The sequence below is a fragment of the Collinsella aerofaciens genome (assembly GCF_019131995.1).
GTDB lineage: Bacteria > Actinomycetota > Coriobacteriia > Coriobacteriales > Coriobacteriaceae > Collinsella > Collinsella aerofaciens_S.
The window spans coordinates 15,252-38,592 of record NZ_JAHONA010000014.1 but is presented as its reverse complement, the minus strand read 5'-3'; the positions used below and the strand labels follow the sequence as shown (position 1 = coordinate 38,592).

Sequence of the window (23,341 nt, the reverse complement as noted above, 5' to 3'; positions counted from 1 at the left end):
TGCGTCATGGAGCGTCCCTGCGCATGGAAAAAGTACACGCCACAGCAAATCGAGGAGCTCGAGGAGCTTTGCCGCGGCTATAAGCAGTTTTTGAGCGAGAACAAGACCGAGCGCCTGTGCGTCAAGACCGGCATCAAGATGGCCGAGGAGGCGGGCTACGTCAATCTGGAGACCGTGATCGCCGAGGGCCGCGCGCTCAAGGCCGGCGACAAGGTGTACGCCGCCAATCACGGCAAGGACCTCATGCTCGTCAACCTGGGCACCGCCCCGCTCGAGCAGGGCTTTAACATCCTGGGCGCCCACGTGGACTCGCCGCGCCTGGACCTTAAACAGAACCCCGCCTTCGAAGCCGGCGACATGGCCTACCTCGACACGCACTACTACGGTGGCGTCAAGAGCTACCACTGGGTGGCCTCCCCGCTTGCACTCGTGGGCGTCATCTGCAAAAAGGACGGCACCACCGTCGACATCAACATCGGCGACAAGGCCGACGATCCGGTCTTTACCATCTCCGACTTGCTGATCCACCTCTCGAGCGAGCAGATGGCCAAGCCCGCCAAGGACGCCGTCGACGCCGAGATCCTTGACGTGATCGTAGGCGGCCGTCCCGTCAAGTTCGATGAGGACGACAAGGACGCCCCCAAGGAGCCCGTCAAGCAAATGTTCTTGGACATCCTCAAGGAGCAGTTCGACGTCGAGGAGGAGGACTTCCTCTCCGCCGAGATCGAGGTCGTGCCCGCCGGTCCCGCCCGTGACATGGGCCTGGACCGCTCCATGATTCTGGGCTATGGCCACGACGATCGCGTCTGCGCTTACCCCTCTATGCTTGCCCAGATCGACGTCGCAAACGTGGAGCGCACGAGCATCACGCTCATCGTCGACAAGGAGGAGATCGGCTCCGTGGGTGCCACCGGCATGACGAGCCGCTTCTTCGAGAACACCGTCGCCGAGATCATGACGCTCGCCGGCGAGGATAGCCCACTGGTTCTGCGCCGTGCACTCGCCCACAGCCGTATGCTCTCCTCTGACGTGTCCGCCGGCTTCGACCCGGGCTACGCCGGCAAGTTCGAGACCAAGAACGCAGCCTTTATGGGTCGCGGCCTGTGCTTTAACAAGTACACGGGCAGCCGCGGCAAGGGCGGCTCCAACGACGCCGACGCCGAGTACGTGGCCCTCGTCCGCGACATCATGGACGAGGCCGGCGTGGACTTCCAGACCTGCGAGCTCGGCCGCGTCAATGCAGGCGGCGGCGGCACCATCGCCTACATCATGGCCAAGTACGGTATGAACGTCATCGACTCCGGCGTTGCCGTCCTGTCCATGCACGCCCTGTGGGAGGTCGCCAACAAGGCCGACATCTACGAGGCCTACCGCGGCTACAAGGCCTTCCTCGAGCGCGCCTAACCAGCCCTTTATAACTTGCGGTGAAATACGGACTAAACTGGCCCATACACGGCCAAAACAGACCGTATTCCACCGCAACTTCTTTTTTGGCAGAGGAGAGTCTATGCTGCAGGTCATCATTTCGCCCGCCAAGCAAATGCGCGCGGCCCAAGATGCTTTTGAAGTCCTGGGCATTCCACCCTTTGTGCGCGAGACAGCTCGCCTCCACCGCGCACTGCTAGATATCGAGCGGAATGAAGGCAGCGGCGGCCTGCAGGTCCTTTGGAACGTGAGCGACAGGCTGCTTACAACGTGCCTGGATACGCTTCACGAATTTATGCCCGTCCTGAGCGATGCCGACCTCGCCGACCCCGATATCGCGCGTCGAATCTCCCCCGCCGTCATGTCCTACCACGGCATCCAATACCAAAGCATGGCGCCCGAGGTCATGGATGCCGCACAGCTCGACTGGCTGCAAAACCATCTCTGGATCCTCTCGGGCCTTTACGGATGCGTACGCCCCTTTCATGCCGTTGAACCGTATCGGCTGGAGATGGGCGCGAAGCTTGTCGTCGACGGCGCCCGAGACCTCTACGCGTTTTGGGGCGACAAGCTCGCACGGGCTATCGCTCCGGCAGGCTCCAACGCTACGATCGTCAACCTCGCCAGCGCGGAATACGCCAAAGCCGTTCTGCCCCACCTCGCGGGCGACGCCACAGCCGTCACATGCCTCTTTGGCGAAGGCATCCGCAACGGCAAGCCCATCCAGCGCTCGACCGCCAGCAAAAAGGCACGCGGCTCCATGGTGCGCTGGATGGCAGAAAACAAGCTCGAGGATGTAGGCGAACTCACCGCGTTCGACGTTGGTTATCGCCACTTTCCCGAGCTTTCAAATAAAAACACTTTGGTCTTCCTGAACGAACAGGCCTTGTAGGACCGCTGCTACTTTTGAATGTGCTGCCTAGGCACGGCGTTTATTCCGCCAAGCCGTCGGCTTTGGCAATTTCATTTGTCGAGCCGTCCTGATAGGTAATCTTGACATGCTCCACCTCGGACACCGTAACACCCGACGGAGGCTCAAGACGCCATTCCGTCAGTGCGATATCCATCGTCGTGGGCACATCCCCTTTATCTTTGAGCTCGACTGACAGCGTCTTAAGCGACGCATCGAAGGTCACGCGCTCGATCTCTTCACCAGGAATGGAACCACCGCTTAGCTGCAGCTGGACAAATCCATCGCACGGATACCAATAGTCGCCGGGAGCTGCCACCGTGTTACCGCCAGCGACCTTCACCGTCATGATCGGTAGGCTATCATCAGCCTCGAACTCCCAGGCAGCGCCGCCGCGACCGCCAAACGTCCAGATACAAAAGGCAATCACCAGCACGGCAAGCACCGCAAAACCAATCGCGACAAGGCCATGGTGCGCGCGGCTTTCCTCGGCCGATACATCCCATTGCGTCTCTCGATATAGATGCTTGTCTTCCATGTTCGCCTCCCCACAGGCACGCTCGTTGGCCCAATCGTACCCATTCAGGCTATACTTGAGCCCATGACATAATGGGGAGCTTGTAGGACAAGACGGCAGGCTGAGACTGGGCGCGCCCGCCCTGACCCGCAAACCTGATATGGGTAATGCCAACGAAGGGAGCCGTGCCAATGAGCACACAGACCGAGCCCAAGCTCGTCACGCAAATCGACTTCGCCCGCGCCGGGCAGATCACGCCGCAGATGAAGGAAGTCGCCGAGCGCGAGCATCGCGACCCCGAGTACATCCGCGAGCGTGTGGCCGACGGACGCATCGCCATTCCCGCCAACATCGTGCACATCAAAAAGGGCATGCGCGCCTTTGGTGTCGGTGAGGGCCTGTCCACCAAGGTCAACGTAAACCTGGGCATCTCGGGCGACAAAGCCGATGCCGCCGAGGAATGGAAGAAGGTCAAGATTGCCGAGGACTTTGGCGCCGACGCCATCATGGACCTCTCCAACTCGGGCAAGACGCGCCAGTTCCGCCAGCAGCTCATCGACGAGACGCCGCTCATGGTGGGCACCGTTCCCATGTACGACGCCATCGGCTACATGGAAAAGCCGCTGGTCAAGCTTACCAAGGACGACCTGTTCGAAGTCGTGCGCGCGCACGCCGAGGACGGCGTGGACTTTATGACCATCCACTGCGGCATCAACAAGTCGGTCACCAAGACCTTTAAGGAGACCGGCCGCCTGATGAACATCGTGAGCCGCGGCGGCTCGCTGCTGTTTGGCTGGATGGAGGTCACCGGTAACGAGAACCCGTTCTATGAGTTCTACGACGAGTTGCTCGAGATTTGCCACGAGTACGACGTGACGATCTCGCTCGGCGACTCCTGCCGCCCGGGCTGCCTCTACGACTCCAACGATGCCACCGAGACCGCCGAGATGATTGAGCTGGGCAAGCTGTGCAAGCGCGCCTGGGCCGCCGGCGTCCAGGTTATGGTCGAGGGTCCGGGCCACATGGCGCTCGACGAGATCGCCGCCAATATGAAGCTGCAGAAGCGCCTGTGCCACAACGCCCCGTTCTATGTGCTCGGGCCGTTGGTGACTGATATCGGCGTGGGTTACGACCACATCACCGCAGCCATCGGCGGCGCCATCTCCGCGAGCTCCGGCGCCGACTTTCTGTGCTACGTGACGCCGGCCGAGCACCTGTGCCTGCCCGACGCCCAAGACGTGCTCGACGGCCTCATGGCCACTAAGATTGCCGCGCACGCCGCCGATATCGCAAAGAAGGTGCCGCACGCCCGAGACATGGACGACAAGATGGGCCAGGCGCGCCGCAAGCTCGACTGGGATGCCATGTGGAAGTGTGCGCTCGACCCGATTACGGGCAAGAAGCGCTACGAGGAATCCCCCGCCGCCACCGAGGGCACCTGCACCATGTGCGGCAAGATGTGCGCCGTCCGCACCGTCAACAAGGTGTTCGAGGGCACGACGATCGATCTTGGCATGGAGGATTAGCCTTTACGAGGCAATCCAGCATGCCTGCTGCAACGCCCGTCTATTGTTGACTTGTGAACAATTGCTTACATTTGCGTAAAGATTGCATCGCCCGCCCGGGTTCGGAATACAGCCGACCCGGGCATCTTTATAATGCGGGGTAAAAGACCCATTTGAATCCGACCGGACAAGGGAGCGAACATGGATCGCAGTAAAGTACCCGCCGTTCTATCCATCGCAGGATCCGATTCCAGCGGTGGCGCCGGCATTCAGGCAGACATTAAGACCATCACGGCGCACCGTCTGTATGCCGAGACGGCCATCACCGCCATCACAGCGCAAAACACACTGGGCGTCACCGCCGTGCAGGATATCTCGCCAGATATCGTCGCTGCGCAAATTGACGCCGTCTTTGACGATATCCGCCCGAGCGCCGTCAAGATCGGCATGGTTTCGTCCACCGAGATTATCGAAGTTATCGCCGACCGCCTGAGCGCATGGAACGCAACCAACGTGGTCGTCGACCCCGTTATGGTCGCCACTTCGGGCGCTCGCCTCATTACCGAGAATGCCGCCGAGGCGCTCACGCGTCGCCTGTTCCCGCTGGCGACCGTCATCACGCCCAACATTCCCGAGGCCATGGCGCTGCTCGACTACGAGGTCGATTCCGAGCGCACACAGCAAAACGCTGCCATGCTCCTCACCCGCCGCTTTGGCTGCGCGTCCCTCGTTAAAGGCGGACATTTTGTCAACGAGGCCAACGATGTGCTAGCGGAGCCCGCGCCGCTCGATGACGAGGGCAACCACCTGGGCGATCCGCTCACCACGTGGTTCCGCCACAAGCGCATCGAGACCGGCAACACGCATGGCACCGGCTGCACGCTTTCGTCCGCCATCGCCTGCGCATTGGCACAGGGCATGGATCTTGCCGACGCCGTCAACGCCGGCAAGGCCTACCTAACCGGCGCTCTCGCCGCCGGCTTTGACATGGGCAAAGGTTCCGGCCCCGTCAACCACATGTGGCAGTACTAAGCCCCGTCCCAAAACCACCGCAAAGGGGACAGGCGCCTTTGCGGTGGTTCCCACAAACATCTCAGTCTGTAACAGTTAGAGCCCATTTTTCGGCCCACCTGTTACAGATCGAGACAAACGACCGATATCGACCTAAATAATCTCAATCTGTAACATCTAGCCCGTTTTCGGCCTTAGAACTGTTACAGATCAAGACAAACGAAACAAGCCACCGCAAAGGGAGCTTTTGTGGTGGCTTGGGCTCGCGCTACTCACCGAGCATGTCCTGGAGCTTGGTTGCCACGGCGTGGCCCAGGCTCTCGTGGCTTTCGGGCATCATATGCAGGTAGTCGATATCACCCGGCTCGGCGAAATCGGCGGCATTCAAAAAGTCGCAGCCAAACTGCTCTGCCACGTGCGCATAGTACTCGCCAAAATGCTCAGATGCCTCAACGGAATGCTCGTCAAAGTCGGTCATATACACATCGGCGATCTGCGGCTTGATCTTGATAGGAGCCATCAGCAGAATGCGCGGACAAGGCGCAGCGTCGGTCCACGGAAACGCGCGGACGGCACGAATCAGCGCCATGGCGCCGCGGGCGATATCGGAAGCTGTCACGTTAAAGACCGTCTTACAGTCGTTGGTGCCCAGCATGATCACAATGGCGTCCAGCGGCTTATGGGCCTCGAGCAGCATCGGAAGCGCACGAATGCCGTTGAGGTTAGTGTCCAGATGACACATATCGTCGCGCACCGTCGTGCGGCCGTTGAGCCCCTCCTCAATCACATGCCAGCCCTCGCCCAAGTCACGCTGTGCCACGCCGCACCAGCGCACATCCTGCGCATAGCGCACCGCGGTGCCATCGCGCATACCCGCCGGATCATAGCCATAGGTGTTGCTGTCACCAAAGCACAGAACGTTTTTCATCGTAAGCCCTTCCTTTAGTGAAAAGCCGACGGGGGCAGCCCTCCCGCCGGCTCAACCTATTTGTCAGCACGTACCGATTACAGGTACTTGCGCCAGTCGTCGTCATCCTCATCGTCCTCGGCAGCGGCCTGAGCCTGCTCGGCGGCGCGAGCAGCCGCAGCGCGTGCGGCAACCTGGGCATAGGACTCCTCGTTGCGCTCGGGGAAGTTTGCCAGCACGTGCTCGAACTTGGCAAAATCCTCATCCCATCGCGTAGAAGGCACGGCAAAGAACACCTGCTTGACCTTAAAGTCGCCCGATGCGAGCTCCTTGCGGAAGAGCTCGGCCGCGGCCTCGGCGTCGAAGCCGTTGTTGTCGCAACCCCAAGCACCCAGTACGAGCTTCTCGCGACCAAGCTCGTCGCAGATGGCAAGCACAAAGCGGATGCGATCGCGCAGAGCGTCAAGCAAGGCATCGTCGCTCACGCGATACTCCTGGCGGGCACGCTTGGCGTTGGGCGCGGCGGCCACGATTACGTCGGCATAGGCGTGCACATGGTTGCGATCGAAGCGTACGGCGGGCACCACCAGCTCACGGTTGCGGTAAAGCTCGCAGTTGATGTTGCGGCGACGGTTCTCGCCGTACCACTTGCGCTGCTTGTCGAGCACGTTGTACAGATACGAATCGGCGCAGAGCGTCGCCTCCTGGCCCAGATAGCCCTGGATATAGCCGCCGCCCGGATTGGTAAACGAGGCAAAGGCAAGCACGGCCATATCGCAGAACTGCGCATAGCCGCGGCCGTTATCGAGGATTGCCTGCGTGGCGGAGGTATCAAGCACAGTGACCTCGGGCAGGACCGGAGCAGCCTCCTCCGCGGGCTCGGACTCAGCCTCGTCGGCCGGCTCGGTGGACTCGAGCGCCACCTCGGGCTCGACCGCGGTCTCCACCTCGGCAACCTCAGCCTCGGCAGCGTCAGCCTCCACAACCTCCGCAGCCTGCTCCTCAGCAACCGCCGCCTTCTGGGCCTTGGCCTTCATCGCCGCGACAAAACCGGCAGGCATACCATCGAACTCGCGCACGCCGGCAAGCGAACGCTCGATGTCCTTGGCGCAGGCCTCGGACACAGCCGCCACATGGCGCTCGGCGGCCTTGGCACGCGCCTCGCGCTTGGGATTGGGCTGACCCGCTCGGTTAGACCTGCGGTTACGGTTCCTGTTGTCGACATCTGCCATACGTGGCCACCTTTCCTGTCGCTGCCGCTATCGGCTTTTTCCCATCCATCATACCCCGCCGCGCACAAAAAAGACGGCCCCGAAGGACCGCCTTTCGTATCGTTTTACCGTGTCCGGCAGGAAGCGTCGCAATGCCGCGCTTTAATCGCGACGGCCGAGGATGTTCAGGATGCGCAGGAACACGTTGATAATGTCCACGAACAGGTTGGACGCCATGAGCACCGCATTGGGCAGCGTGGGCGGCACCGTCGTGGCAACATAGGTGTCGTAGCCAATAAAGCCGGCGAACACCACGATCACGATCAGGTCGGTGATGGTCTGCGAGACACCCATGAACATCAGCACGATCTCAACCAGAATCGTGGCAAGCAGGATGCCAAAGCCGATGCCGTACACACGCTGGAAGAACTTGGGGAAGGTCACGCCCAGCGCACCGAAGACAAAGGTGATGGCAGCGGTGGCGATAAAGGCGGTGTTGATAGTGGGCAGGTCATAGTTGGCAAGGCCAAACGACGCGGTCAGGCCAAAGGTGCTCGCAAAGATCACGTAACCCACGAGCGACAGGCCCACGGACTGCTTGCCCGCAGCAGCCGACATCATGACGATACCGACAATAGTCAGGATAAACGAGCCAAAGACCAGCGGCAAGGCGGCGCCGCTCATCATCATGCGGGCAAACGCCATGGTGCTCGTAAAGTAAGCACCGGCGCCCATGGCGCAAAAGCCCAAGAAGATCAGGGCAGACATGGCGAGATTGTACGCGCGCGGCGACATCTCCTTGGCGCGACTTGCGCCGGTCTCGATGGGGCCGTTCTGATAGCCCTGGATATCGTTCATACTTCGTCCTTTCAAAAAGCGCACGACAGCGCCGTAGGTGACAAGATTCCTGCCATTGTACCCGAATGCCGCACGTCCTTACCTACGGCGCTCGCCCTCAAGCGTACGATCAAAGGCCCAGACCCACCAACGCATCACGTGCGCCTGCGAGCCGTCCGCCCGCTCGCGCGTCTGGTCCTCCAGATACAACTCGGTCGCGTGCCTGCCAAAACGCACCTTATATGTTGCTGTACGGATGCCGTGGACCATCAGGCCAAACCCAATGGTCGAGATAATTTCGTCGATCGTAAAACAACGGCCGTCGACCCAGCAGACGGTGACCGGCACGACCTGTCCGCCCGCGAGGATGCGAGCCACGACGTCCACATACTGCTTATGCACGCGCCGAGTTTTGCCGTCTGTCTGTCGATATTCCATGCCCTCTATTATCGAACGCATGTTTGTATGTTGTAAAGCGAACAGACTGTGGTTTTGGGGTGTTGGGGCGCGCACGCGTGTCCTCATGGCGTGTTAGCAAAAAGAATACCCGCGGTCAACAGGGCTAATATTCAATTTTAGTGCCAAAAAGTTCACTTCTCCCATCAGAACTCGGTAAAGAAACCCGCAGGAGGTGATACGATTTATCATGTTTTTGTAACGTGCCTGCAAACTTCGAGAAAGCCCATATATGGACGTAACGTTCTCAACCTTCCTCGGCCAAATTGTGTCGAACCCAGTCCTTGCCGTCACCGTGATCCTCGCGTTGGGCGCCATCTTCGTCAATGGATGGACCGACGCGCCCAACGCCATCGCGACCTGCGTCACTACGCGTTGCATGCCCGCCCGCGCCGCCATTCTCATGAGCGCCGCATTCAACTTCCTCGGCGTGCTCATCATGACGCACTTTAACGCGAGCGTCGCCAATACCATTTCACATATCGTCGACTTTGGCGGAAACAGCACCATGGCGCTCGCCTGCCTGTGCGCGGCCCTGTTCTCCATCGTCGTCTACGGCGCCACAGCGTCGCGTTTTGGCATCCCCACCTCGCAAAGCCACAGCCTTATCGCCGGCCTGACCGGTGCCGCTATCGCCCTCGGCGGCGCGAGCAGCGTCAACGTCCACGAGTGGATGAAGGTCATCTACGGCCTGGCGCTCTCCATCGGCCTGGGCTTTGTCATGGGCTGGGTCCTGTGCAAACTCGTCTCGATTCTTTTCGCCGCCGCCAACAGGCGACGTGCCAATGTCTTCTTTAAATACGCTCAGATCGCGAGCGCTGCGGCCATGAGCTTTATGCACGGCGCGCAGGATGGACAGAAGTTCATCGGCGTGCTCTTTTTAGGCGTGGCCTTCGCAAACGGCCAGACCAGCGTCGGCGATGCCGGCATCCCCATCTGGATTATGCTGCTGTGCTCGGCCACTATGGGTATCGGTACCAGCGTGGGCGGTGAGCGCATCATCAAGTCCGTCGGCCAGAGCATGGTTAAGCTCGAGAAGTATCAGGGCTTCTCCGCCGACCTCGCGGGCGCCGCGAACCTGCTGCTTGCCACCCTTACCGGCATCCCCGTGTCCTCCACACACATCAAGACCTGCGCCATCATGGGCGTCGGTGCCGTCAAGCGCCTCTCGGCCATCAACTTCGGAGTCGTCAAGGACATGATGTTCACCTGGTTCTTCACCTTCCCCGCCTGCGGACTCATCAGCTTTGTCATGGCCAAGCTGTTCATGATGTTCCTCTAATCAAACCGAACGTCCATCCGGACCGCAACACTTCGCCCACCCGTCTTCGCCTCGAAAGGACCCACCCATGGCAAAGAAACCCGATTCGTTCTACTTTGACAACTACGTCGCTTGCGCCGACCTCGCCGTCCAGGCCGCAGAGCTGCTCACCAAGATTTTTGAGAACTTCGATCCCTCGCAGATTCACGACATGCTCAATAAGATGCATGCGATTGAGCATGCGGCAGACAAGAAGCACCACGAGCTCGAAGACGCCCTGCTCACCGCCTTTATCACCCCGCTCGAGCGCGAGGATCTGGATCTGATGAGCTGCGCGCTCGACACCGTGCTCGACCGTATTGAGGGCGTCGTGCAGCGCGTCTACTTCACCAACATTCAGAGCATCCATCCCGACGCCATCGTCATCGCCCACAAGGTGACTGACGCCTGCCGCGCCATGAAAGACCTGATGGTCGAGCTTCCCAACTACCGCAAGTCCAAAACGCTGCGCGAGCTGGTCATCCAGATCAACACCATCGAGTCCGAGGCCGACGAGCTCTACATCAACGCCATGCGCAACCTGCACGTTAACGGCAAGGATCCGCTCGAGGTCATCGCTTGGCGTGACGTCTACGCCTTCCTGGAGTACTGCGCCGACTGCTGCGAGAATGTGGCCGATGTTGTGGATTCGATTGTCATGAAGAACAGTTAATTGGGGGTACGTGTCCCGGCGGTCGCGGGCCCGGCCACTAATAACCTTTTTCACTCCGGCTGCAAGCAGAGTCGTTCAAAAGGTTATTAGTGGCCGGGCCCGCTCCCTTACGTACCACCATTGGGAACTTTGGCTGATAGTTATAGCGCAATGGGGGTTTGGCTGAAGGGACCTTTGGTATCCGTTCGGACACTTTGGCCCTCGATGAGCGTTTGGCTGATTGCTGCTTTGGGTACTGTTTGAGTTACTTTGGGTTTGTTTGATTTATAATTGTTGGAGGGCTTGTATGTCTTATTTGGATCTGGCTCGGGGTCGGTATTCTTGTCGTGAGTTTGAAGATCGGGCTGTGGAGCAGGCTGTGGTGGATGCCATTGTTGAGGCTGGGCGGATTGCTCCTTCTGCTTGTAATAATCATCCTTCTCGTGTGATGGTGCTGGATACGCCTGAGCTTCTGGAGAAGGCTGCTGCTTGTCAGCCTCGGTTTGCTCGTGATGGATCTATCTTTGGCGCTCCGCTCATCTTCCTTATTTGTAGCGTTACCGAAGACGCTTGGGTGCGCCCGTATGACCAGATGAATTCCAGTGAAATCGATACGTCCATAGTGTGCGATCAGATGATGATGGAGGCCACCGAGCAGGGCCTGGGAACGTGTTGGGTATGCCATTTTAAGCCCGAGGTGGCACAGGAGCAGTTCAACCTGCCCGAGGGCGTCTATCCCTATCACATGCTCGTCTGCGGATATCCTGCCGACCACATCGCCGATTCCGAGCATCGCGAGGCCCGTACCATTCCCCTCTCCGACTTCCTCCTCAAGTAGATTTTGGGACATGCCCTAAAACCTATCCTTGACCGCTCACCGGTTCGCCGAGTTCTGCGCCACTATGTGCAGGGCTCGGTTTTTTATGTTGCGCGCCCCGGTACAGTCATAAAAAAGGACCCGCAAGCTGCGGGTCCTTTCTAGGCACTAAATTGTAGGCCGAATGTTAGTCCAGGTCGTCGGCAGCGAAGTTGTCGATCGGGGCGAAGGGATCGGCCACGGGGACAACCGGGTCAGCGACGGGCAGCGGCTCGGCGGGAAAAGTCACCGCAGGAGAAGCGGCAGAACCGACCGGCGTGGAGGCCATGAGGTCGGCCGGGAAGGAGTTCTGGGCATCGTCCATGAAGTGCTGGATGAGCTTGAGATACTCGGCCTTGAACTCCTCACGAGAAGCCTTGAGACGATCGATCTCCTCGAGCTCAGCCTGCTTTTCGGTCAGAGCCTGGCGGATAACCTCGCGGGCCTTGGCGTCAGCCTCGTTGCGAATACGCTCAGCGTTCTCATTGGCATCGTTGACGATGGTCTCAGCGGTCTGCTGGGCAGCGATCAGGGCAGCGGAAATCTGGCGCTCCTGAGCGGAGAAGTCAGGGGCGGGAGCAGCCACGGGGGCGGCAGGAACGGCCTGGGCGGGGGCATCCTGAGCCTGGGCAAGCTGAGCCTGCGCATCGGCAAGCTGCTGCTCGGTAGCAGTCAGACGACCCTTAAGGTCGACGATCTTAGCGAGCATAGCGTCAACCTCAGAGGACAGCGTCTCCAAGAAGACGTCGACCTCAGCAGGATCGTAGCCACGCTTGGCCTCAGAGAAAGTCTGAGCCTGGATGTCTGCAGGGGTAATAGCCATAACAAGTCTCCTTTTTCATCGCCTCGGCGCTACACGCCCGACGTAAGTTACTAAGACAGTTCTACACGAGTATACCTATAAGAAGCTGCAGAACCAGCCTCTGCACCAACTGCAACGCAATAATCGCAACGACCGGCGAAAAATCGATACCGCCCATCGGCGGGATGAAACGACGGAACAGGTTGAGCCACGGACCGCACACGCTATCAAGCACCGCGGCAATATCCTGAAGCAAACCACCCTGCTTCATGGGAATCCACGTCATAAAGCAGTAGACGACAATGAGCGTGGAATAGAAGTTGAACAGCGTATTGACCAGCTGGACGATAGTGTAGATGTTGATGGGAATCTCCTCGTCTTGTCTTTACTTAAGGTAGCCGTCGGCACGAAGCTTCTTGAGATCGGAATCTTTGACCTCGCAACCGGCGGGCAGCACCATGAACACGCGGTCGCCCACCTCCTTGACCGTGGCACCCAGACCGCAGGCAAAGCCGTAAGAGAAGTCCAAGACGCGCTTGGCAACTTCGGTGCGTACGCCCACAAAAATCAGTGCGACAGGCTGCTTGGTGCGAACGCGGCGCACCACGGTCTCCACGTCGTCATAGCTCTCGGGGCGCAGGACATAGGCCGGCAGCTGCGGTGTGGCGTTGATGATATTGCTCGCATAGGCCGAGGCATCGCTCGGTGCAGGCGCAGGCGCAGCGGCGGCACGGGCGCGGGTGTTCTCGGCGTAGCTCGACGGCGTGTCATAGGCACCAGGACGATAACCGCTCGCAACACTGTCCTGCGAGCGCGAAGGCGGGTTATACGTCGTGGCATGGCGGGAGTCATCGCCGACCAGCTGCCCGGAGCGTGTATACACGGCAACCGACTCAGCTTCACCACGGCGCGTCTGACCAAGCAGGCCGTTGCTCGGCTCGTCTTGGGTGTAGAAGCCCTCGCCCGAAGCACCGCTGTAGCCGTTGCCCTGATAGCCATCGTCATAGCCATCATCGTAGCCGTAGTCGTCGTCCTGGCCATAACCCTGGTCGTAACCCTGCTGGCCGCCCAGGTGCATCTTATTTTTAATCTCGTCAAGGAAGCCCATGGTTGTGTCCTCTCGCGGTTTAGTGCAGGCGCCCCGATAATCAGTGCGCACTTCAGAGCCTTATTTTACTGCAAACTCCGGGCTAAATACTACCCTGCCCAGGCGAACGAGCGTAGAGCCCTCCTCAAGGGCAGGCTCAAAGTCTTCGCTCATGCCGCAGGAAAGCTCAGGCAGGTTCAAATCGGGATGCGCCGCCTCCAGCTCATCCCTCAGCTCACGAAGCCCCGCAAAGGTGCGGCGTGCCACATCCTTATTCCCCCGGGGCGCCATAGTCATAAGCCCCTGTACGCAAATTCCCTCAAGTTCCGCAAGCTCACCCGCGGCGGCGCGAATCTCATCGGGCGAAAAGCCTCCCTTCGACTCCTCACCACTCACATTGACCTCAATGAGCACACGCTGGGGGCCGGCGAGTTCGCCTGCCTTAATCTTGCGGGCAGCACGGCTCGAGATCGCCTGCGCCAGATGCAGCGAACCCACCGAGTGAATCAGCTCGGCTGAGCCCAGCACCGCATTGATCTTATTGGTCTGCAGGTTGCCGATCATATCGAAGCGCACCTCGGGCAGCTCCGGATGCTCCGCCAAACCTGTGAGCTTGCGAACCAGCTCCTGCGGGCGATTCTCGGCAAAATGGCGATACCCCGCCTGGATGGCGGCAACGGTCTCATCGACACCAACGGTCTTGGACACGGCAATGAGGCGCGCGGCGTCGTGGGGACGGCCCGCGCGATCGAGCGCCGCATAAAAACGTTCCAGAATCTGCTCGCGGCGAGCGCGCATCAAGTCCAAATAGTTATCCATTGCCAATCGCCTCCGCTGACAGCCAAACAAGTAGTCCCATGCTAACGCAAGAGCGCGGCCCCGCATGTGCAAGGCCGCGCTCACTTAGGTATTTACAATCTTTCGACGAACGGGGTTACTTACTCCTCGTCGTCCTCGCCATCGTCCTCATCCTCAAGATGATCGAGCAGGTAGCGAAGACCCTCGCTGACCTCGTTAACGGGCACCTTGGCAACGTAGCGTGCATCGACGGCGGGCCTCATGATAACACCCTCGCCCGAAGGCACGCGCATGCTCTCGAGCTCATCCTCATCAGTGCAGGCGATATCACCGGCAGTCATACGCTGTCCGGTCAACAGGAAGGTCAGACGGCAGGCGGCATCGATGGAAATCGAGGCGATGCGATCGAGATAGCGCGATACCATGATGGCGCGGCGCAGGTCGTCATAGTTGCTGTCGTCGTCCATAAAATCGCCCGTGTCCATGCGGTTAAAGGTGCGGAAGAACTTCTCGTAGGCGGCGTGCACTGGCTCGTCCTCGACGGCCAAGTTGCAGATGATGGACATGTCGTTGGTGACGAGCGCAGAAAGCGAAGAGCCCAGCACCTGGTAGACGGCCTCAGCCTCGGCCTCGACCGTGCCGACAAGCTCCTTGGGCAGCGAGATGTCGGCCTTGATCATATGACGCGTGGCGCGGCAAATCTGGCGAACCTTATCGGTCATGCGCTGCAGGTTAAAGTCGACGTAGATGATCGTCTGCAGCAAGCGGAAGTCGGAGGCGACCGGTGACTGCGTGGCAATCAGGTTGTAGCAGACGGCCTCCAGGTTGGCGCAGCGTGCGTCAATCGAAAGCGTACGCTTCTTGGTCTTGGTGGCGAGCTTGCGGTCGTCGGTCACATAGGCCTTCACGGCATCGTGGAGGGCCAGATCGACGGCCTCGTAGATGCTCAGCATCTCGTGACGGGCCTCGATGAGCTGACGGGAAAACAGTTTGCGCATGGTTCACTCCAATCAGTTGGGTGCGGTCATGCCGCCCGCACAGTGAATACGCACCGGACCAGATCCGATCGGCTTGGGACTAGTCGCACCGATCAGCCAAAGCGGCCGGTGATATAGTCTTCCGTCCGCGAGTCCACCGGGCTGGTGAAAATCGCGTCGGTTTGACCATACTCGATGAGCGTAGCGGGCTCGCCGGCAACTTCCTGCAAGAAGAACGCGGTGTAGTCACTGATACGAGCTGCCTGCTGCATTGAATGCGTGACGATGATAATCGTCATCTCGGGCGCCAGCTCGGCCATCAGATCCTCGACCTTAGAGACGGAAGTGGGGTCGATGGCGGAGCAGGGCTCGTCCATCAGGAGGACATCGGGTTGCACCGCAAGCACGCGCGCGATGCACAGACGCTGCTGCTGACCGCCCGAGAGCGCCAAACCATCCTTGTTGAGCTGATTGGATACCTCTTTCCAGAGGTTGGCGCGCTTGAGCGATTCTTCCACGATGTCATCGAGGTCGCTTTTGCTAGTCACGCCCTGCAGACGAGGGCCAAAGGCGACATTCTCGTAGATGGATTTGGGAAAAGGGTTGGGCTGCTGAAAGATCATGCCCACGCGACGACGGAGATCGACCGGATCGACACCCTCGGCATAGATATCGTTGCCGTCGAGCGTCATGGTGCCCTCGACGCGCGTGCCCTCAATCAGGTCATTCATGCGGTTGATGCAGCGCAAAAACGTCGACTTGCCGCAGCCCGAAGGGCCAATGAAGGAGGTGATGGCGTTTTTGGCGATGTTGAGGTCAAGCCCCGTCAGCGCATGAAAGTCACCGTACCAAAAGTTGAAATCCTTGGCCGTAATGGCCGCTTGCTCCAACGCGGGAGCGGACTGATAAACGGACATGGGACTCCTTAACTAGCGACGCTTGCGCGACAGGAAGCGCGCAAACAGGTTGAAAGCCAAAATGATCACCATCAGCAAGAGCGCGGTGCCGTAGGCTGCGTTCATGTTGATGCCGTCGTTGGCAAGCAGGTACAGGTGAACGGTCATGGGACGACCGGAATCGAGCGGCGAAATAGGTAGATTGATGGCCTGGCCCATGGTGTAGAGCACCACGGCGGTCTCGCCGATGGCACGGCCGATGGCAAGGACGATGCCCGTGGCAATGCGGCCAAAGGCCGAAGGAAGCACGATCTTGGAGACGACCTGCCACTTGGTAGCGCCCAGGCCGTACGCACCCCAACGGATATAGCGCGGAACGGCGCGAATGGCTTCTTCGGTGGTGCGCATGACGATGGGAAGCATCAAGAGCGCGAGCGCCAGAGCGGCCGAGACCATCGAAAGGCCCAGGCCCATAGCCTCGACAAACAAGGCGTAGCCAAACAGGCCCATAACGATGGAGGGCACCGAGGCCAAAGCGTCAGCAGCGTAGCGAATGAGCTCGACGACCTTGCCCTGCTTGGCGTACTCGGCCAGATAGACGGCTGCCAGCACAGCGATCGGCGTGCAGATAAGCATGGCGAGCGCCGTCACGTAGACGGTCGAGACGATCGTGGGCCAAATTCCGCCCTCGGCGTTGACGCCCTGGGGCCAACCGAAGATAAAGTCGAGCGAGATGTGTGGCAGGCCGTTGATGACCACGTAGGCGATGATAGCGACCAGCACCAGCGTGGTGATGTAGGCAGCGGCACGAAACACGCCAAGCATGATCTTGTTGGACAGGTCCTTGTTGATGCGGCCCTTCTTGCCGTGGGAAAGGGCACGCTTGATGCGCTCGCGCGACGAGGTCGTATCGACCGTCGTGTCAACGGAATCGGACATAGCCTGCCCCCTCTTCTTCTTGGAAATCAGACGGACGATACCCACCAGCGTGGCGGAGATGATAAACAGGACCACACCCATGCCGAACAGCGCCGAGCGGTGCAGACCCGAGGAATAGCTCATGTCGAGCGCAATCTGGCTCGTGAGCGTCGAGATGGGGCTCGCAATGCTGTCGGGAATAACCGGGGCGTTACCTACGACCATGAGCACGGCCATGGTCTCGCCGATGGCACGGCCCATACCCAGCACGATGGCATCAACGATACCCAGCTTCGCGGCAGGTAGCACGACCTTATAGATGGTCTGCCACTTTGTGGCGCCCATGGCATACGATGCCTCGCGAATGCCCATGGGAATGGAATTGAGAGCATCGATGGTGAGCGTGGTGATGGTAGGGACGATCATGATGGCGAGCACAAACCACGCCGTCAGCGCACCAAAACCAAGGCCGCCGGTCAGTTGTGCGATAAACGGGCGGATGATGATCATGCCAAAGAAGCCGTAGATGATGGAGGGTATGCCCGCCAGCAGGTCAACGGCGGGGCTGATGAGCTTGCGCACGCGCTTGCTGGCAATCTCGACCAGGTAAACGGCCGTACCCACGCCCAGCGGCACGCCCATGGCGAGCGCACCGACGGTCACCAGACCCGAGCCGGCAAGCAGCGACAAGATGCCGTAGTGGCCCTCGGAAGGCGCCCACGTAAAGCTAAAGAAGTCAGCCAGACCGATGTCAGTAAAGACGGGCAGCGCCGAGTACGTGGTAAAGACAAAAATCAGGATGACGGTAACGACCGCCAAGAACGCGCAGGCAAAGAAGATCCACTGCAGCGCCTTCTCCTTGATATAGGTACTGCGCGATACGAGCGCCAGCTCGCGCTTCTTGGGCGTCTGAACATTCTGCTCAGTCTGGGAGTTTTCCTGTGCTTCCATGCTACTCACTCCCCTTCTCGTCGTTGGTGACGGGAATAAAGCCCGCCTCGCGAATCTGCTTGTCCATCTTTTCGGACGTCACGTAGTCGATGTAATCCTGCGCCTGCTGCGAAGGCGCACCCTTCACAAAGAAGTAAAGGTCGCGCGAGATGGGATAGCCGCCACTCGCGACCGTCTTCTCGGACGCCTCAACATGATTGACCGAGACAGCCTTGACCGAGGTCTTGGCGTTGAGGCTATCGACGAAGCCCAGCGAAATGTAGCCGATGGCCCCACGCGAACGAGATACCACGTCGCGCACCTGGCCCGTACCCGAAAGAACAGCCGAGCGGCGATCGAACGGCGTGCCATCCATCACGATGGTACGGAAGGCCTCGCGCGTACCGGACGCCTCGTCTCGGTTGATGACCTGAATCCTCAGGTCCTCGCCACCGACCTCTTTCCAATTGGTAATCTTGCCGGCGTAGATATCGCGGAGCTGCTCGGTCGAGAGGTTATCGACGGGGTTGTCGTCGTTCACGATGACCGCAATACCGTCGTGGGCAATGACGATGGGAGTCAGGCCCAGATCCTGTTCGTCGGCATTGAGTCCACGGGAGGAGCTGGCGATATCGGCCGTGCCGGCGCTGACGGCCTCGATCCCAGCGGAAGAACCCAAACCGGAAACGAGCACGTCGATGCCGGTCTCCTCCTTAAAGCCCTCGGCCGCAATCTCGGCGATAGGAAGGCAGGTCGTGGAGCCGGCCACGGTAATGGAAGAGGTAGAAGATCCCGAAGAACAGGCGCACAGCGTAAGCGTAAGCACAGCGGCGCTCAGGACCGATACGATCTTTCTCATAGCATCACGCCGATCGCAGCATGGCGCCCACAGGTGCCGTCCTCGTTACGGTAGGAATAAAAGCGGTCGTTCTGACGCACGGTCGAAAGCTGGGTATCCACGATATTATCCGCGTCGACACCGACATCTACCAGCGCCTCGCGAATGGCAGCGGAAAGATCAAGCATGCGAGAGGTATTCGCATCGATGCAAGAGAACTCGGCGGCAAAGCGATCCATGAGTTCCTGGGATACCTCATATTCGTCACCCAAGATATGGGGGCCGATATAGGCGGAAACGTCGCTCGCATCGCAACCGGCAGCATCGCAAAGCGCCTGGCACGCCTTGGCGGAAATACGTGCAATCGTGCCCTTCCAACCGGAGTGCACCACGGCAAATCCGCCGGGGGCCACCAGCACCACGGGAACGCAGTCGGCAAAGCAGAGCAGCACGGGCACGTTATACGCCGTGCAGACGATGGCATCACAGCCCTCGGCAATCTGCTCGCGAACGTCCTCAAGGTCATCGGCGCCGTTCGAGGTCACCGCAACGATATGATCACCATGGACCTGATTGGGAACGAGCAGGTTGTGCTCGCACTCGGCGGCACCCATAGCCTCGAGCGCACGACGACGATTTTCTTGAACAGCAAAGGGGTCATCGCCAACATGCGAGCCCAAGTTGAGTGAGGAGTACGCATCTTCGGAAACGCCACCGGCGCGCTCGGTGAAGGCAAAGCGAACATCGGATGTCGCGCCCTCCACCAACGTAACTCCATCATGGTCGACACGCGAAACTTTGTCCGCACGTGCTGCCATACTAAAGCCTCCTAATAACACAAGTACCGCGGCATCGCCGCTACAGCCCGCGTTTATACGGCTGTCATACTTCTCTAAAAGGATACCTGCTGCGCTGGAGGCAATCGTAAAGGGAACGTAAAGAGATTGGAGGTTCTAGTTTACAAAGTCGAAATAAAAAGGGCGCGTCCATACGGACACGCCCCTGCGCACAACAATGCAAAGAACGACTTAGAAGCTACCGCGCTTCAGGAAGTCGGGAAGCTCGAACTGATCGTTGCCGAAGTTAGGAAGCTCGGTGCCACCGACGTTGCGGGTCGGAGCGGCCTGAGCCGGGCTCGTGGCAGGAGCGGTGCGCTGCGGCTCAGCGGAGGCAGCGGCCTTGCTCTGAGACTGCTGAGCAGCAAAGAGCTCGTCCTGACGGTTGACGTTGGAGTCGGAGAAGCCCGTAGCGATGACGGTGATACGCACCTGATCGCCCAGGGACTCGTCGACAACGGTACCGAAGATGATGTTGGCCTCGGGGTCGACGGCGTTGGCGACAACGTCGGCGGCGTCGCTGATCTCCTGGATGCCCAGGTCCTTGGAACCGGCGATGGAGAGCAGCACGCGCGTGGCACCATCGATGGAGCTCTCGAGCAGCGGGCTGGAGATGGCCTGCTGGGCAGCGTCGACGGCACGGGTGTCCCCAGAAGAGGTACCGATACCCATCATGGCGGTACCGGCCTGCTTCATGATGGTCTTAACATCGGCGAAGTCCAGGTTGATGATACCGGGGACGGTGATGAGGTCGGTGATGCCCTGGGTGCCCTGGGAAAGGACGCCATCGGCAATCGCGAAGGCCTCGAGCATGGTGGTCTTCTTCTCGGCGATGTCGAGCAGCTTATCGTTAGGGATGACGATCATGGTGTCGACGCAATCGGAGAGGGTCTTAATGCCCTCCTCGGCGCTCTTCTTGCGCTTGCGGCCCTCGAAGGTGAAGGGCTTGGTCACGACGGCGACGGTCAGCGCACCGACCTCGTTCATCGCGATATCGGCAACGATGGGAGCAGCGCCGGTACCGGTGCCACCGCCCTCGCCGCAGGTGATGAACACCATGTCGGCACCAGCGAGCGCCTCGGCAATGTCGTCGCGGGACTCATCGGCAGCCTTGCGGCCAACCTCGGGGTTGGCGCCGGCGCCCAGGCCGCGGGTAAGGTCGGTGCCGATGTGCACCTTGATATCGGCATCAGAGATCGCGAGTGCCTGAGCATCGGTGTTGATGGCAACAAACTCGACGCCGCGGATGCCCTCTTCGATCATTCGATTGACCGCGTTGGTACCGCCGCCGCCGACGCCGACCACCTTAATGACGGCAAGGTAGTTGTTGATCTCTGTCTCGTGCATGTCGGTCCTCCGAACAAAGGTTATAGCCATAGCATGGGTCGACCCCTGCGCACATTAACCTTCAGGTTGAAAGTAAATGCAAAGGTAAACCGTATTATGTTTGCACATTATGAACGTATCAGTCAAATAATTGACCGTGAAAACCAAACAAACCAGATAAACGGCGTGGTATGGCCCCTCAACAAAGCATCAACCAGCGCTACGAGGTCGGAGCGTTCCTAAATGTATAGTTACCCGGAGAGCGCACATTGATATACGTTACGCCCTCTACCTGCGAAAGCAGCTTGGTGACTACGCGCTCCTTCTTGACGATATCGTTCGAATCGCCCAGCGACACCTCAATGCCGTTATTAAGGTTTGCCGAGATGGCTTCGACCGAAGGCGTGGAAATATCCTTGACTTGTCCCAAGAACTCGCTCGAAAAACCACGCACATAATCCAAGCCAGCCTTAACGGCCTTGGAGCTCACTGCCTGGCCGGAAACCGGAGCGACATCCGCCGAGACATCAGTCAACAACACCGCGCCATAGTGCTTAGCGAGCGCCAGCGCGGCATCAATGCCGGTCAGGGTATTTGAGCCCTGCCCCGTCGTGATGACGTTGCCCTGGTCATCCACTTCGACCGACGTCGACAGCGGGGCGATCCAGGTGTCATCATCCCCGATGGCCCAGGCAAGGTCATCGGAGCTGATATAGGCAATTGCAATGACCTTGCGCTCCATCGGCGTAATGATGAGCGTATGTGGGAACTGACGCTGGACATCCACGCCCGAGACCCACGGGTTCTGCTTGAGGTCCTCGGTAATCTGGTCGGGATCGACGTTAAAAAGCGACGTTCCCTCGGGCAAATCGATCAGCTGGATAGCATCGTGCTTCGTCACATGCTCGCTGCCTTGAATCTGAATATCAGTGGCGGTAAACAATCCAGAGTTAATCACCACGATAGCAACGACGACGAGCACGGCCAAGACGGCCAAAACGCCGCCCACGATTTTGCCTTTGCCTGTAACGACAGAAGCGGCGTCTGATGTTTTATTTGCCATCGCCCTAAGTAAAGACAACGGGTTGACGCCTTTTTTACCCGAAGGCTTCTTGGCGGTAGCCGGCACCGATGTCAGCGAGCGCGGTTTCGATGCGCCCAGCGTGCGACTCGGACGCGCCGCCTTAGTTCCTGTCGAGGGCTTAGGAGTTGCCATAGGACGGGCAGGCTTGGCGCCCATAACAGGCTTTGACGTCACCGAGGGACGCGAGGACTTTTTTGCGGCCGGACGATTACCGAGCTGCGAGCCGACAACCGGACGACTGGTCTGTCGAGCATGCCCGACAGGCTTAGAGTGCGCGACGATATTGCGTTGAGGTTTGGCAGGCGCGCCGGAACGCCCTCCGGCGCGGCGGAAGGTGGGTTTCGATGCTCTAGAAGCCGAGGAATTTAACTTCCGGTCTGAGCTCGATGCCATACGCCTCCCTCACCTTTCCGTGCACATGTCTGATAACCGCGGCAACGTCATCGGCCGAGGCAGTTCCGTTATTAACGATAAAATTAGCGTGAACGGGCGAAACTTCCGCGCCGCCAATCGAAAAACCCTTTAATCCACAATCCTCGATAAGCTTGCCCACGCTCGCATCGGGCGGGTTGCGAAAGACCGACCCGCAGGATGCGCGACCCATGGGCTGTGTACGCTTGCGCCTCGTCAGGTACCGCTCCATGCGCTCGCGAATGTCGGCCTTGGGCGCCGGTTTAAGCTTGAGCACGCACTCGAGGATGATCTCATTGCGGGGAAGGCTACATTCGCGGTAGCCCCAAGTGATCTCGGACCCCGCATAATGTTTGATACCGGATGCCGGGTCAAACGTTACGACATCCTCAACCAGCGAGCCAATCCACTCGGTCCGTGTGCCGGCATTCATAGATATAGCACCGCCAACCGAACCAGGGATGCCAACGGCAAACTCAAGGCCCGAGAGGCTACGCGACAGGGCATCGTTGACCAGGCGCGCAAACATCACGCCCGCACCGACCGTCAGCGTACAACCGTCATCGGCAACAACCGTGCGCTGAAACTCACGTCCGAGCGAAATGACGGCGCCGCGATAACCGCCATCGGCAACCAGCAGATTGGAGCCCTTGCCGATGATGACCCACGGCACCTGCTCGCGATCGAGCACCGCCACGGCGCGGCGGAGGGCATGATAGCTATGGCACGTCACAAAGAGGTCGGCCTTGCCGCCGATACGATAGCTCGTATGACGCGCAAGGCGCTCGTCCTCGATCACATCCGTGTCGATCATGCCCGAGAGCGCCATGACGGCGTTAAACAGACCCATT

At 59.5% G+C, this 23,341-nt stretch carries 24 protein-coding genes; 7 read left to right on the top strand and 17 right to left on the bottom strand.

Features of this window, described 5'->3' with window-relative positions:
* Positions 1-6 precede the first annotated feature (6 nt).
* Together KSY82_RS06025 and KSY82_RS06020 are read left to right on the top strand one after the other, a co-directional pair.
* Positions 7-1,404, top strand: a complete 1,398-nt coding sequence (locus KSY82_RS06025; protein ID WP_217750564.1) for an aminopeptidase — start codon at positions 7-9, stop codon at positions 1,402-1,404.
* Between the two features lie 103 nt (positions 1,405-1,507).
* Complete coding sequence (locus KSY82_RS06020; RefSeq protein WP_217750565.1) at positions 1,508-2,317, top strand: YaaA family protein; 810 nt, start codon at positions 1,508-1,510, stop codon at positions 2,315-2,317.
* A 40-nt stretch (positions 2,318-2,357) separates the two neighbouring features.
* Here KSY82_RS06020 and KSY82_RS06015 read toward each other — a convergent pair whose 3' ends face one another.
* Positions 2,358-2,873: a hypothetical protein gene (locus KSY82_RS06015; RefSeq protein WP_217750566.1), complete on the bottom strand. Its 516-nt coding sequence runs from the start codon at positions 2,871-2,873 to the stop codon at positions 2,358-2,360.
* A gap of 170 nt (positions 2,874-3,043) precedes the next feature.
* Between KSY82_RS06015 and thiC the strand changes: the two genes are divergently transcribed.
* Positions 3,044-4,378: a phosphomethylpyrimidine synthase ThiC gene (gene thiC, locus KSY82_RS06010; RefSeq protein WP_217750567.1), complete on the top strand. Its 1,335-nt coding sequence runs from the start codon at positions 3,044-3,046 to the stop codon at positions 4,376-4,378.
* A gap of 180 nt (positions 4,379-4,558) precedes the next feature.
* Positions 4,559-5,389 carry a bifunctional hydroxymethylpyrimidine kinase/phosphomethylpyrimidine kinase gene (gene thiD / locus KSY82_RS06005; protein ID WP_217750568.1) on the top strand — a complete coding sequence of 277 codons (831 nt, stop codon included), beginning with the start codon at positions 4,559-4,561 and terminating at the stop codon, positions 5,387-5,389.
* Positions 5,390-5,636: 247 nt separating this feature from the next.
* Here thiD and KSY82_RS06000 read toward each other — a convergent pair whose 3' ends face one another.
* The 4 genes from KSY82_RS06000 to KSY82_RS05985 all read right to left on the bottom strand — a co-directional run bounded on the left by KSY82_RS06000 (position 5,637) and on the right by KSY82_RS05985 (position 8,761).
* A complete protein-coding gene (locus tag KSY82_RS06000) occupies positions 5,637-6,296 on the bottom strand; it encodes an SGNH/GDSL hydrolase family protein (protein ID WP_217750569.1) in 660 nt (219 codons plus the stop codon).
* A gap of 77 nt (positions 6,297-6,373) precedes the next feature.
* Positions 6,374-7,507 (bottom strand): TIGR02452 family protein, encoded by a 1,134-nt coding sequence (locus KSY82_RS05995; protein WP_217750570.1) that lies wholly within the window; start codon positions 7,505-7,507, stop codon positions 6,374-6,376.
* Between the two features lie 141 nt (positions 7,508-7,648).
* Positions 7,649-8,344: a Bax inhibitor-1 family protein gene (locus KSY82_RS05990; protein WP_217750571.1), complete on the bottom strand. Its 696-nt coding sequence runs from the start codon at positions 8,342-8,344 to the stop codon at positions 7,649-7,651.
* A gap of 78 nt (positions 8,345-8,422) precedes the next feature.
* A complete protein-coding gene (locus tag KSY82_RS05985; RefSeq protein ID WP_217750572.1) occupies positions 8,423-8,761 on the bottom strand; it encodes a hypothetical protein in 339 nt (112 codons plus the stop codon).
* A gap of 250 nt (positions 8,762-9,011) precedes the next feature.
* Between KSY82_RS05985 and KSY82_RS05980 the strand changes: the two genes are divergently transcribed.
* From KSY82_RS05980 to KSY82_RS05970, 3 genes are all read left to right on the top strand, one after another.
* Complete coding sequence (locus KSY82_RS05980) at positions 9,012-10,061, top strand: inorganic phosphate transporter (protein WP_117655139.1); 1,050 nt, start codon at positions 9,012-9,014, stop codon at positions 10,059-10,061.
* 67 nt (positions 10,062-10,128) lie between these two features.
* Positions 10,129-10,752, top strand: coding sequence for a DUF47 domain-containing protein (locus KSY82_RS05975; RefSeq protein WP_217750573.1), 624 nt, complete (start codon positions 10,129-10,131; stop codon positions 10,750-10,752).
* Positions 10,753-11,038: 286 nt separating this feature from the next.
* On the top strand, positions 11,039-11,569 hold the full coding sequence (locus KSY82_RS05970) for a nitroreductase family protein (protein WP_138339888.1): 531 nt from the start codon (positions 11,039-11,041) through the stop codon (positions 11,567-11,569).
* Positions 11,570-11,735: 166 nt separating this feature from the next.
* Here the strand turns inward: KSY82_RS05970 and KSY82_RS05965 are convergent, their stop codons facing one another.
* From KSY82_RS05965 to murB, 12 genes are all read right to left on the bottom strand, one after another.
* Positions 11,736-12,410, bottom strand: a complete 675-nt coding sequence (locus tag KSY82_RS05965) for a DivIVA domain-containing protein (RefSeq protein ID WP_217750574.1) — start codon at positions 12,408-12,410, stop codon at positions 11,736-11,738.
* Between the two features lie 61 nt (positions 12,411-12,471).
* Positions 12,472-12,738, bottom strand: coding sequence for a YggT family protein (locus KSY82_RS05960; RefSeq protein WP_488212537.1), 267 nt, complete (start codon positions 12,736-12,738; stop codon positions 12,472-12,474).
* A gap of 36 nt (positions 12,739-12,774) precedes the next feature.
* Positions 12,775-13,497 (bottom strand): cell division protein SepF, encoded by a 723-nt coding sequence (locus KSY82_RS05955; RefSeq protein ID WP_022094497.1) that lies wholly within the window; start codon positions 13,495-13,497, stop codon positions 12,775-12,777.
* Positions 13,498-13,557: 60 nt separating this feature from the next.
* A complete protein-coding gene (locus KSY82_RS05950; protein ID WP_217750575.1) occupies positions 13,558-14,295 on the bottom strand; it encodes a YggS family pyridoxal phosphate-dependent enzyme in 738 nt (245 codons plus the stop codon).
* 119 nt (positions 14,296-14,414) lie between these two features.
* A complete protein-coding gene (locus KSY82_RS05945) occupies positions 14,415-15,272 on the bottom strand; it encodes a phosphate signaling complex PhoU family protein (RefSeq protein WP_006234247.1) in 858 nt (285 codons plus the stop codon).
* A gap of 92 nt (positions 15,273-15,364) precedes the next feature.
* Positions 15,365-16,168 carry a phosphate ABC transporter ATP-binding protein PstB gene (pstB, locus tag KSY82_RS05940; protein ID WP_006234249.1) on the bottom strand — a complete coding sequence of 268 codons (804 nt, stop codon included), beginning with the start codon at positions 16,166-16,168 and terminating at the stop codon, positions 15,365-15,367.
* A gap of 12 nt (positions 16,169-16,180) precedes the next feature.
* Positions 16,181-18,016: a phosphate ABC transporter permease PstA gene (gene pstA, locus KSY82_RS10380; RefSeq protein WP_254881742.1), complete on the bottom strand. Its 1,836-nt coding sequence runs from the start codon at positions 18,014-18,016 to the stop codon at positions 16,181-16,183.
* Between the two features lies 1 nt (position 18,017).
* The gene (locus tag KSY82_RS05925) at positions 18,018-18,854 is read right to left on the bottom strand and encodes a phosphate ABC transporter substrate-binding protein (protein ID WP_055251678.1); all 837 of its coding nucleotides are present in this window, start codon (positions 18,852-18,854) and stop codon (positions 18,018-18,020) included.
* Entirely contained in the window at positions 18,851-19,651 is an 801-nt protein-coding gene (locus KSY82_RS05920) for a purine nucleoside phosphorylase YfiH/LACC1 family protein (protein WP_217750576.1), read from the bottom strand. The genes KSY82_RS05925 and KSY82_RS05920 overlap by 4 nt, the downstream gene beginning before the upstream one ends.
* Positions 19,652-19,861: 210 nt before the next feature.
* A complete protein-coding gene (ftsZ, locus tag KSY82_RS05915; protein ID WP_022094491.1) occupies positions 19,862-21,016 on the bottom strand; it encodes a cell division protein FtsZ in 1,155 nt (384 codons plus the stop codon).
* A gap of 199 nt (positions 21,017-21,215) precedes the next feature.
* Positions 21,216-22,004: a cell division protein FtsQ/DivIB gene (locus KSY82_RS05910; RefSeq protein ID WP_022094490.1), complete on the bottom strand. Its 789-nt coding sequence runs from the start codon at positions 22,002-22,004 to the stop codon at positions 21,216-21,218.
* A gap of 424 nt (positions 22,005-22,428) precedes the next feature.
* Complete coding sequence (gene murB / locus KSY82_RS05905; protein WP_006234257.1) at positions 22,429-23,340, bottom strand: UDP-N-acetylmuramate dehydrogenase; 912 nt, start codon at positions 23,338-23,340, stop codon at positions 22,429-22,431.
* Position 23,341 lies beyond the last annotated feature (1 nt).

Excerpts from the sequence above, each read along its gene's own strand:
- KSY82_RS06025 (WP_217750564.1), top strand. The coding sequence starts at position 7 with ATGGAGCGTCCCTGCGCATGGAAAAAGTACACGCCACAGCAAATCGAG.
- KSY82_RS06020 (WP_217750565.1), top strand. The coding sequence starts at position 1,508 with ATGCTGCAGGTCATCATTTCGCCCGCCAAGCAAATGCGCGCGGCCCAA.
- KSY82_RS06015 (WP_217750566.1), bottom strand. The coding sequence starts at position 2,873 with ATGGAAGACAAGCATCTATATCGAGAGACGCAATGGGATGTATCGGCC.
- thiC (WP_217750567.1), top strand. The coding sequence starts at position 3,044 with ATGAGCACACAGACCGAGCCCAAGCTCGTCACGCAAATCGACTTCGCC.
- thiD (WP_217750568.1), top strand. The coding sequence starts at position 4,559 with ATGGATCGCAGTAAAGTACCCGCCGTTCTATCCATCGCAGGATCCGAT.
- KSY82_RS06000 (WP_217750569.1), bottom strand. The coding sequence starts at position 6,296 with ATGAAAAACGTTCTGTGCTTTGGTGACAGCAACACCTATGGCTATGAT.
- KSY82_RS05995 (WP_217750570.1), bottom strand. The coding sequence starts at position 7,507 with ATGGCAGATGTCGACAACAGGAACCGTAACCGCAGGTCTAACCGAGCG.
- KSY82_RS05990 (WP_217750571.1), bottom strand. The coding sequence starts at position 8,344 with ATGAACGATATCCAGGGCTATCAGAACGGCCCCATCGAGACCGGCGCA.
- KSY82_RS05985 (WP_217750572.1), bottom strand. The coding sequence starts at position 8,761 with ATGGAATATCGACAGACAGACGGCAAAACTCGGCGCGTGCATAAGCAG.
- KSY82_RS05980 (WP_117655139.1), top strand. The coding sequence starts at position 9,012 with ATGGACGTAACGTTCTCAACCTTCCTCGGCCAAATTGTGTCGAACCCA.
- KSY82_RS05975 (WP_217750573.1), top strand. The coding sequence starts at position 10,129 with ATGGCAAAGAAACCCGATTCGTTCTACTTTGACAACTACGTCGCTTGC.
- KSY82_RS05970 (WP_138339888.1), top strand. The coding sequence starts at position 11,039 with ATGTCTTATTTGGATCTGGCTCGGGGTCGGTATTCTTGTCGTGAGTTT.
- KSY82_RS05965 (WP_217750574.1), bottom strand. The coding sequence starts at position 12,410 with ATGGCTATTACCCCTGCAGACATCCAGGCTCAGACTTTCTCTGAGGCC.
- KSY82_RS05955 (WP_022094497.1), bottom strand. The coding sequence starts at position 13,497 with ATGGGCTTCCTTGACGAGATTAAAAATAAGATGCACCTGGGCGGCCAG.
- KSY82_RS05950 (WP_217750575.1), bottom strand. The coding sequence starts at position 14,295 with ATGGATAACTATTTGGACTTGATGCGCGCTCGCCGCGAGCAGATTCTG.
- KSY82_RS05945 (WP_006234247.1), bottom strand. The coding sequence starts at position 15,272 with ATGCGCAAACTGTTTTCCCGTCAGCTCATCGAGGCCCGTCACGAGATG.
- pstB (WP_006234249.1), bottom strand. The coding sequence starts at position 16,168 with ATGTCCGTTTATCAGTCCGCTCCCGCGTTGGAGCAAGCGGCCATTACG.
- pstA (WP_254881742.1), bottom strand. The coding sequence starts at position 18,016 with ATGGAAGCACAGGAAAACTCCCAGACTGAGCAGAATGTTCAGACGCCC.
- KSY82_RS05925 (WP_055251678.1), bottom strand. The coding sequence starts at position 18,854 with ATGAGAAAGATCGTATCGGTCCTGAGCGCCGCTGTGCTTACGCTTACG.
- KSY82_RS05920 (WP_217750576.1), bottom strand. The coding sequence starts at position 19,651 with ATGGCAGCACGTGCGGACAAAGTTTCGCGTGTCGACCATGATGGAGTT.
- ftsZ (WP_022094491.1), bottom strand. The coding sequence starts at position 21,016 with ATGCACGAGACAGAGATCAACAACTACCTTGCCGTCATTAAGGTGGTC.
- murB (WP_006234257.1), bottom strand. The coding sequence starts at position 23,340 with ATGGGTCTGTTTAACGCCGTCATGGCGCTCTCGGGCATGATCGACACG.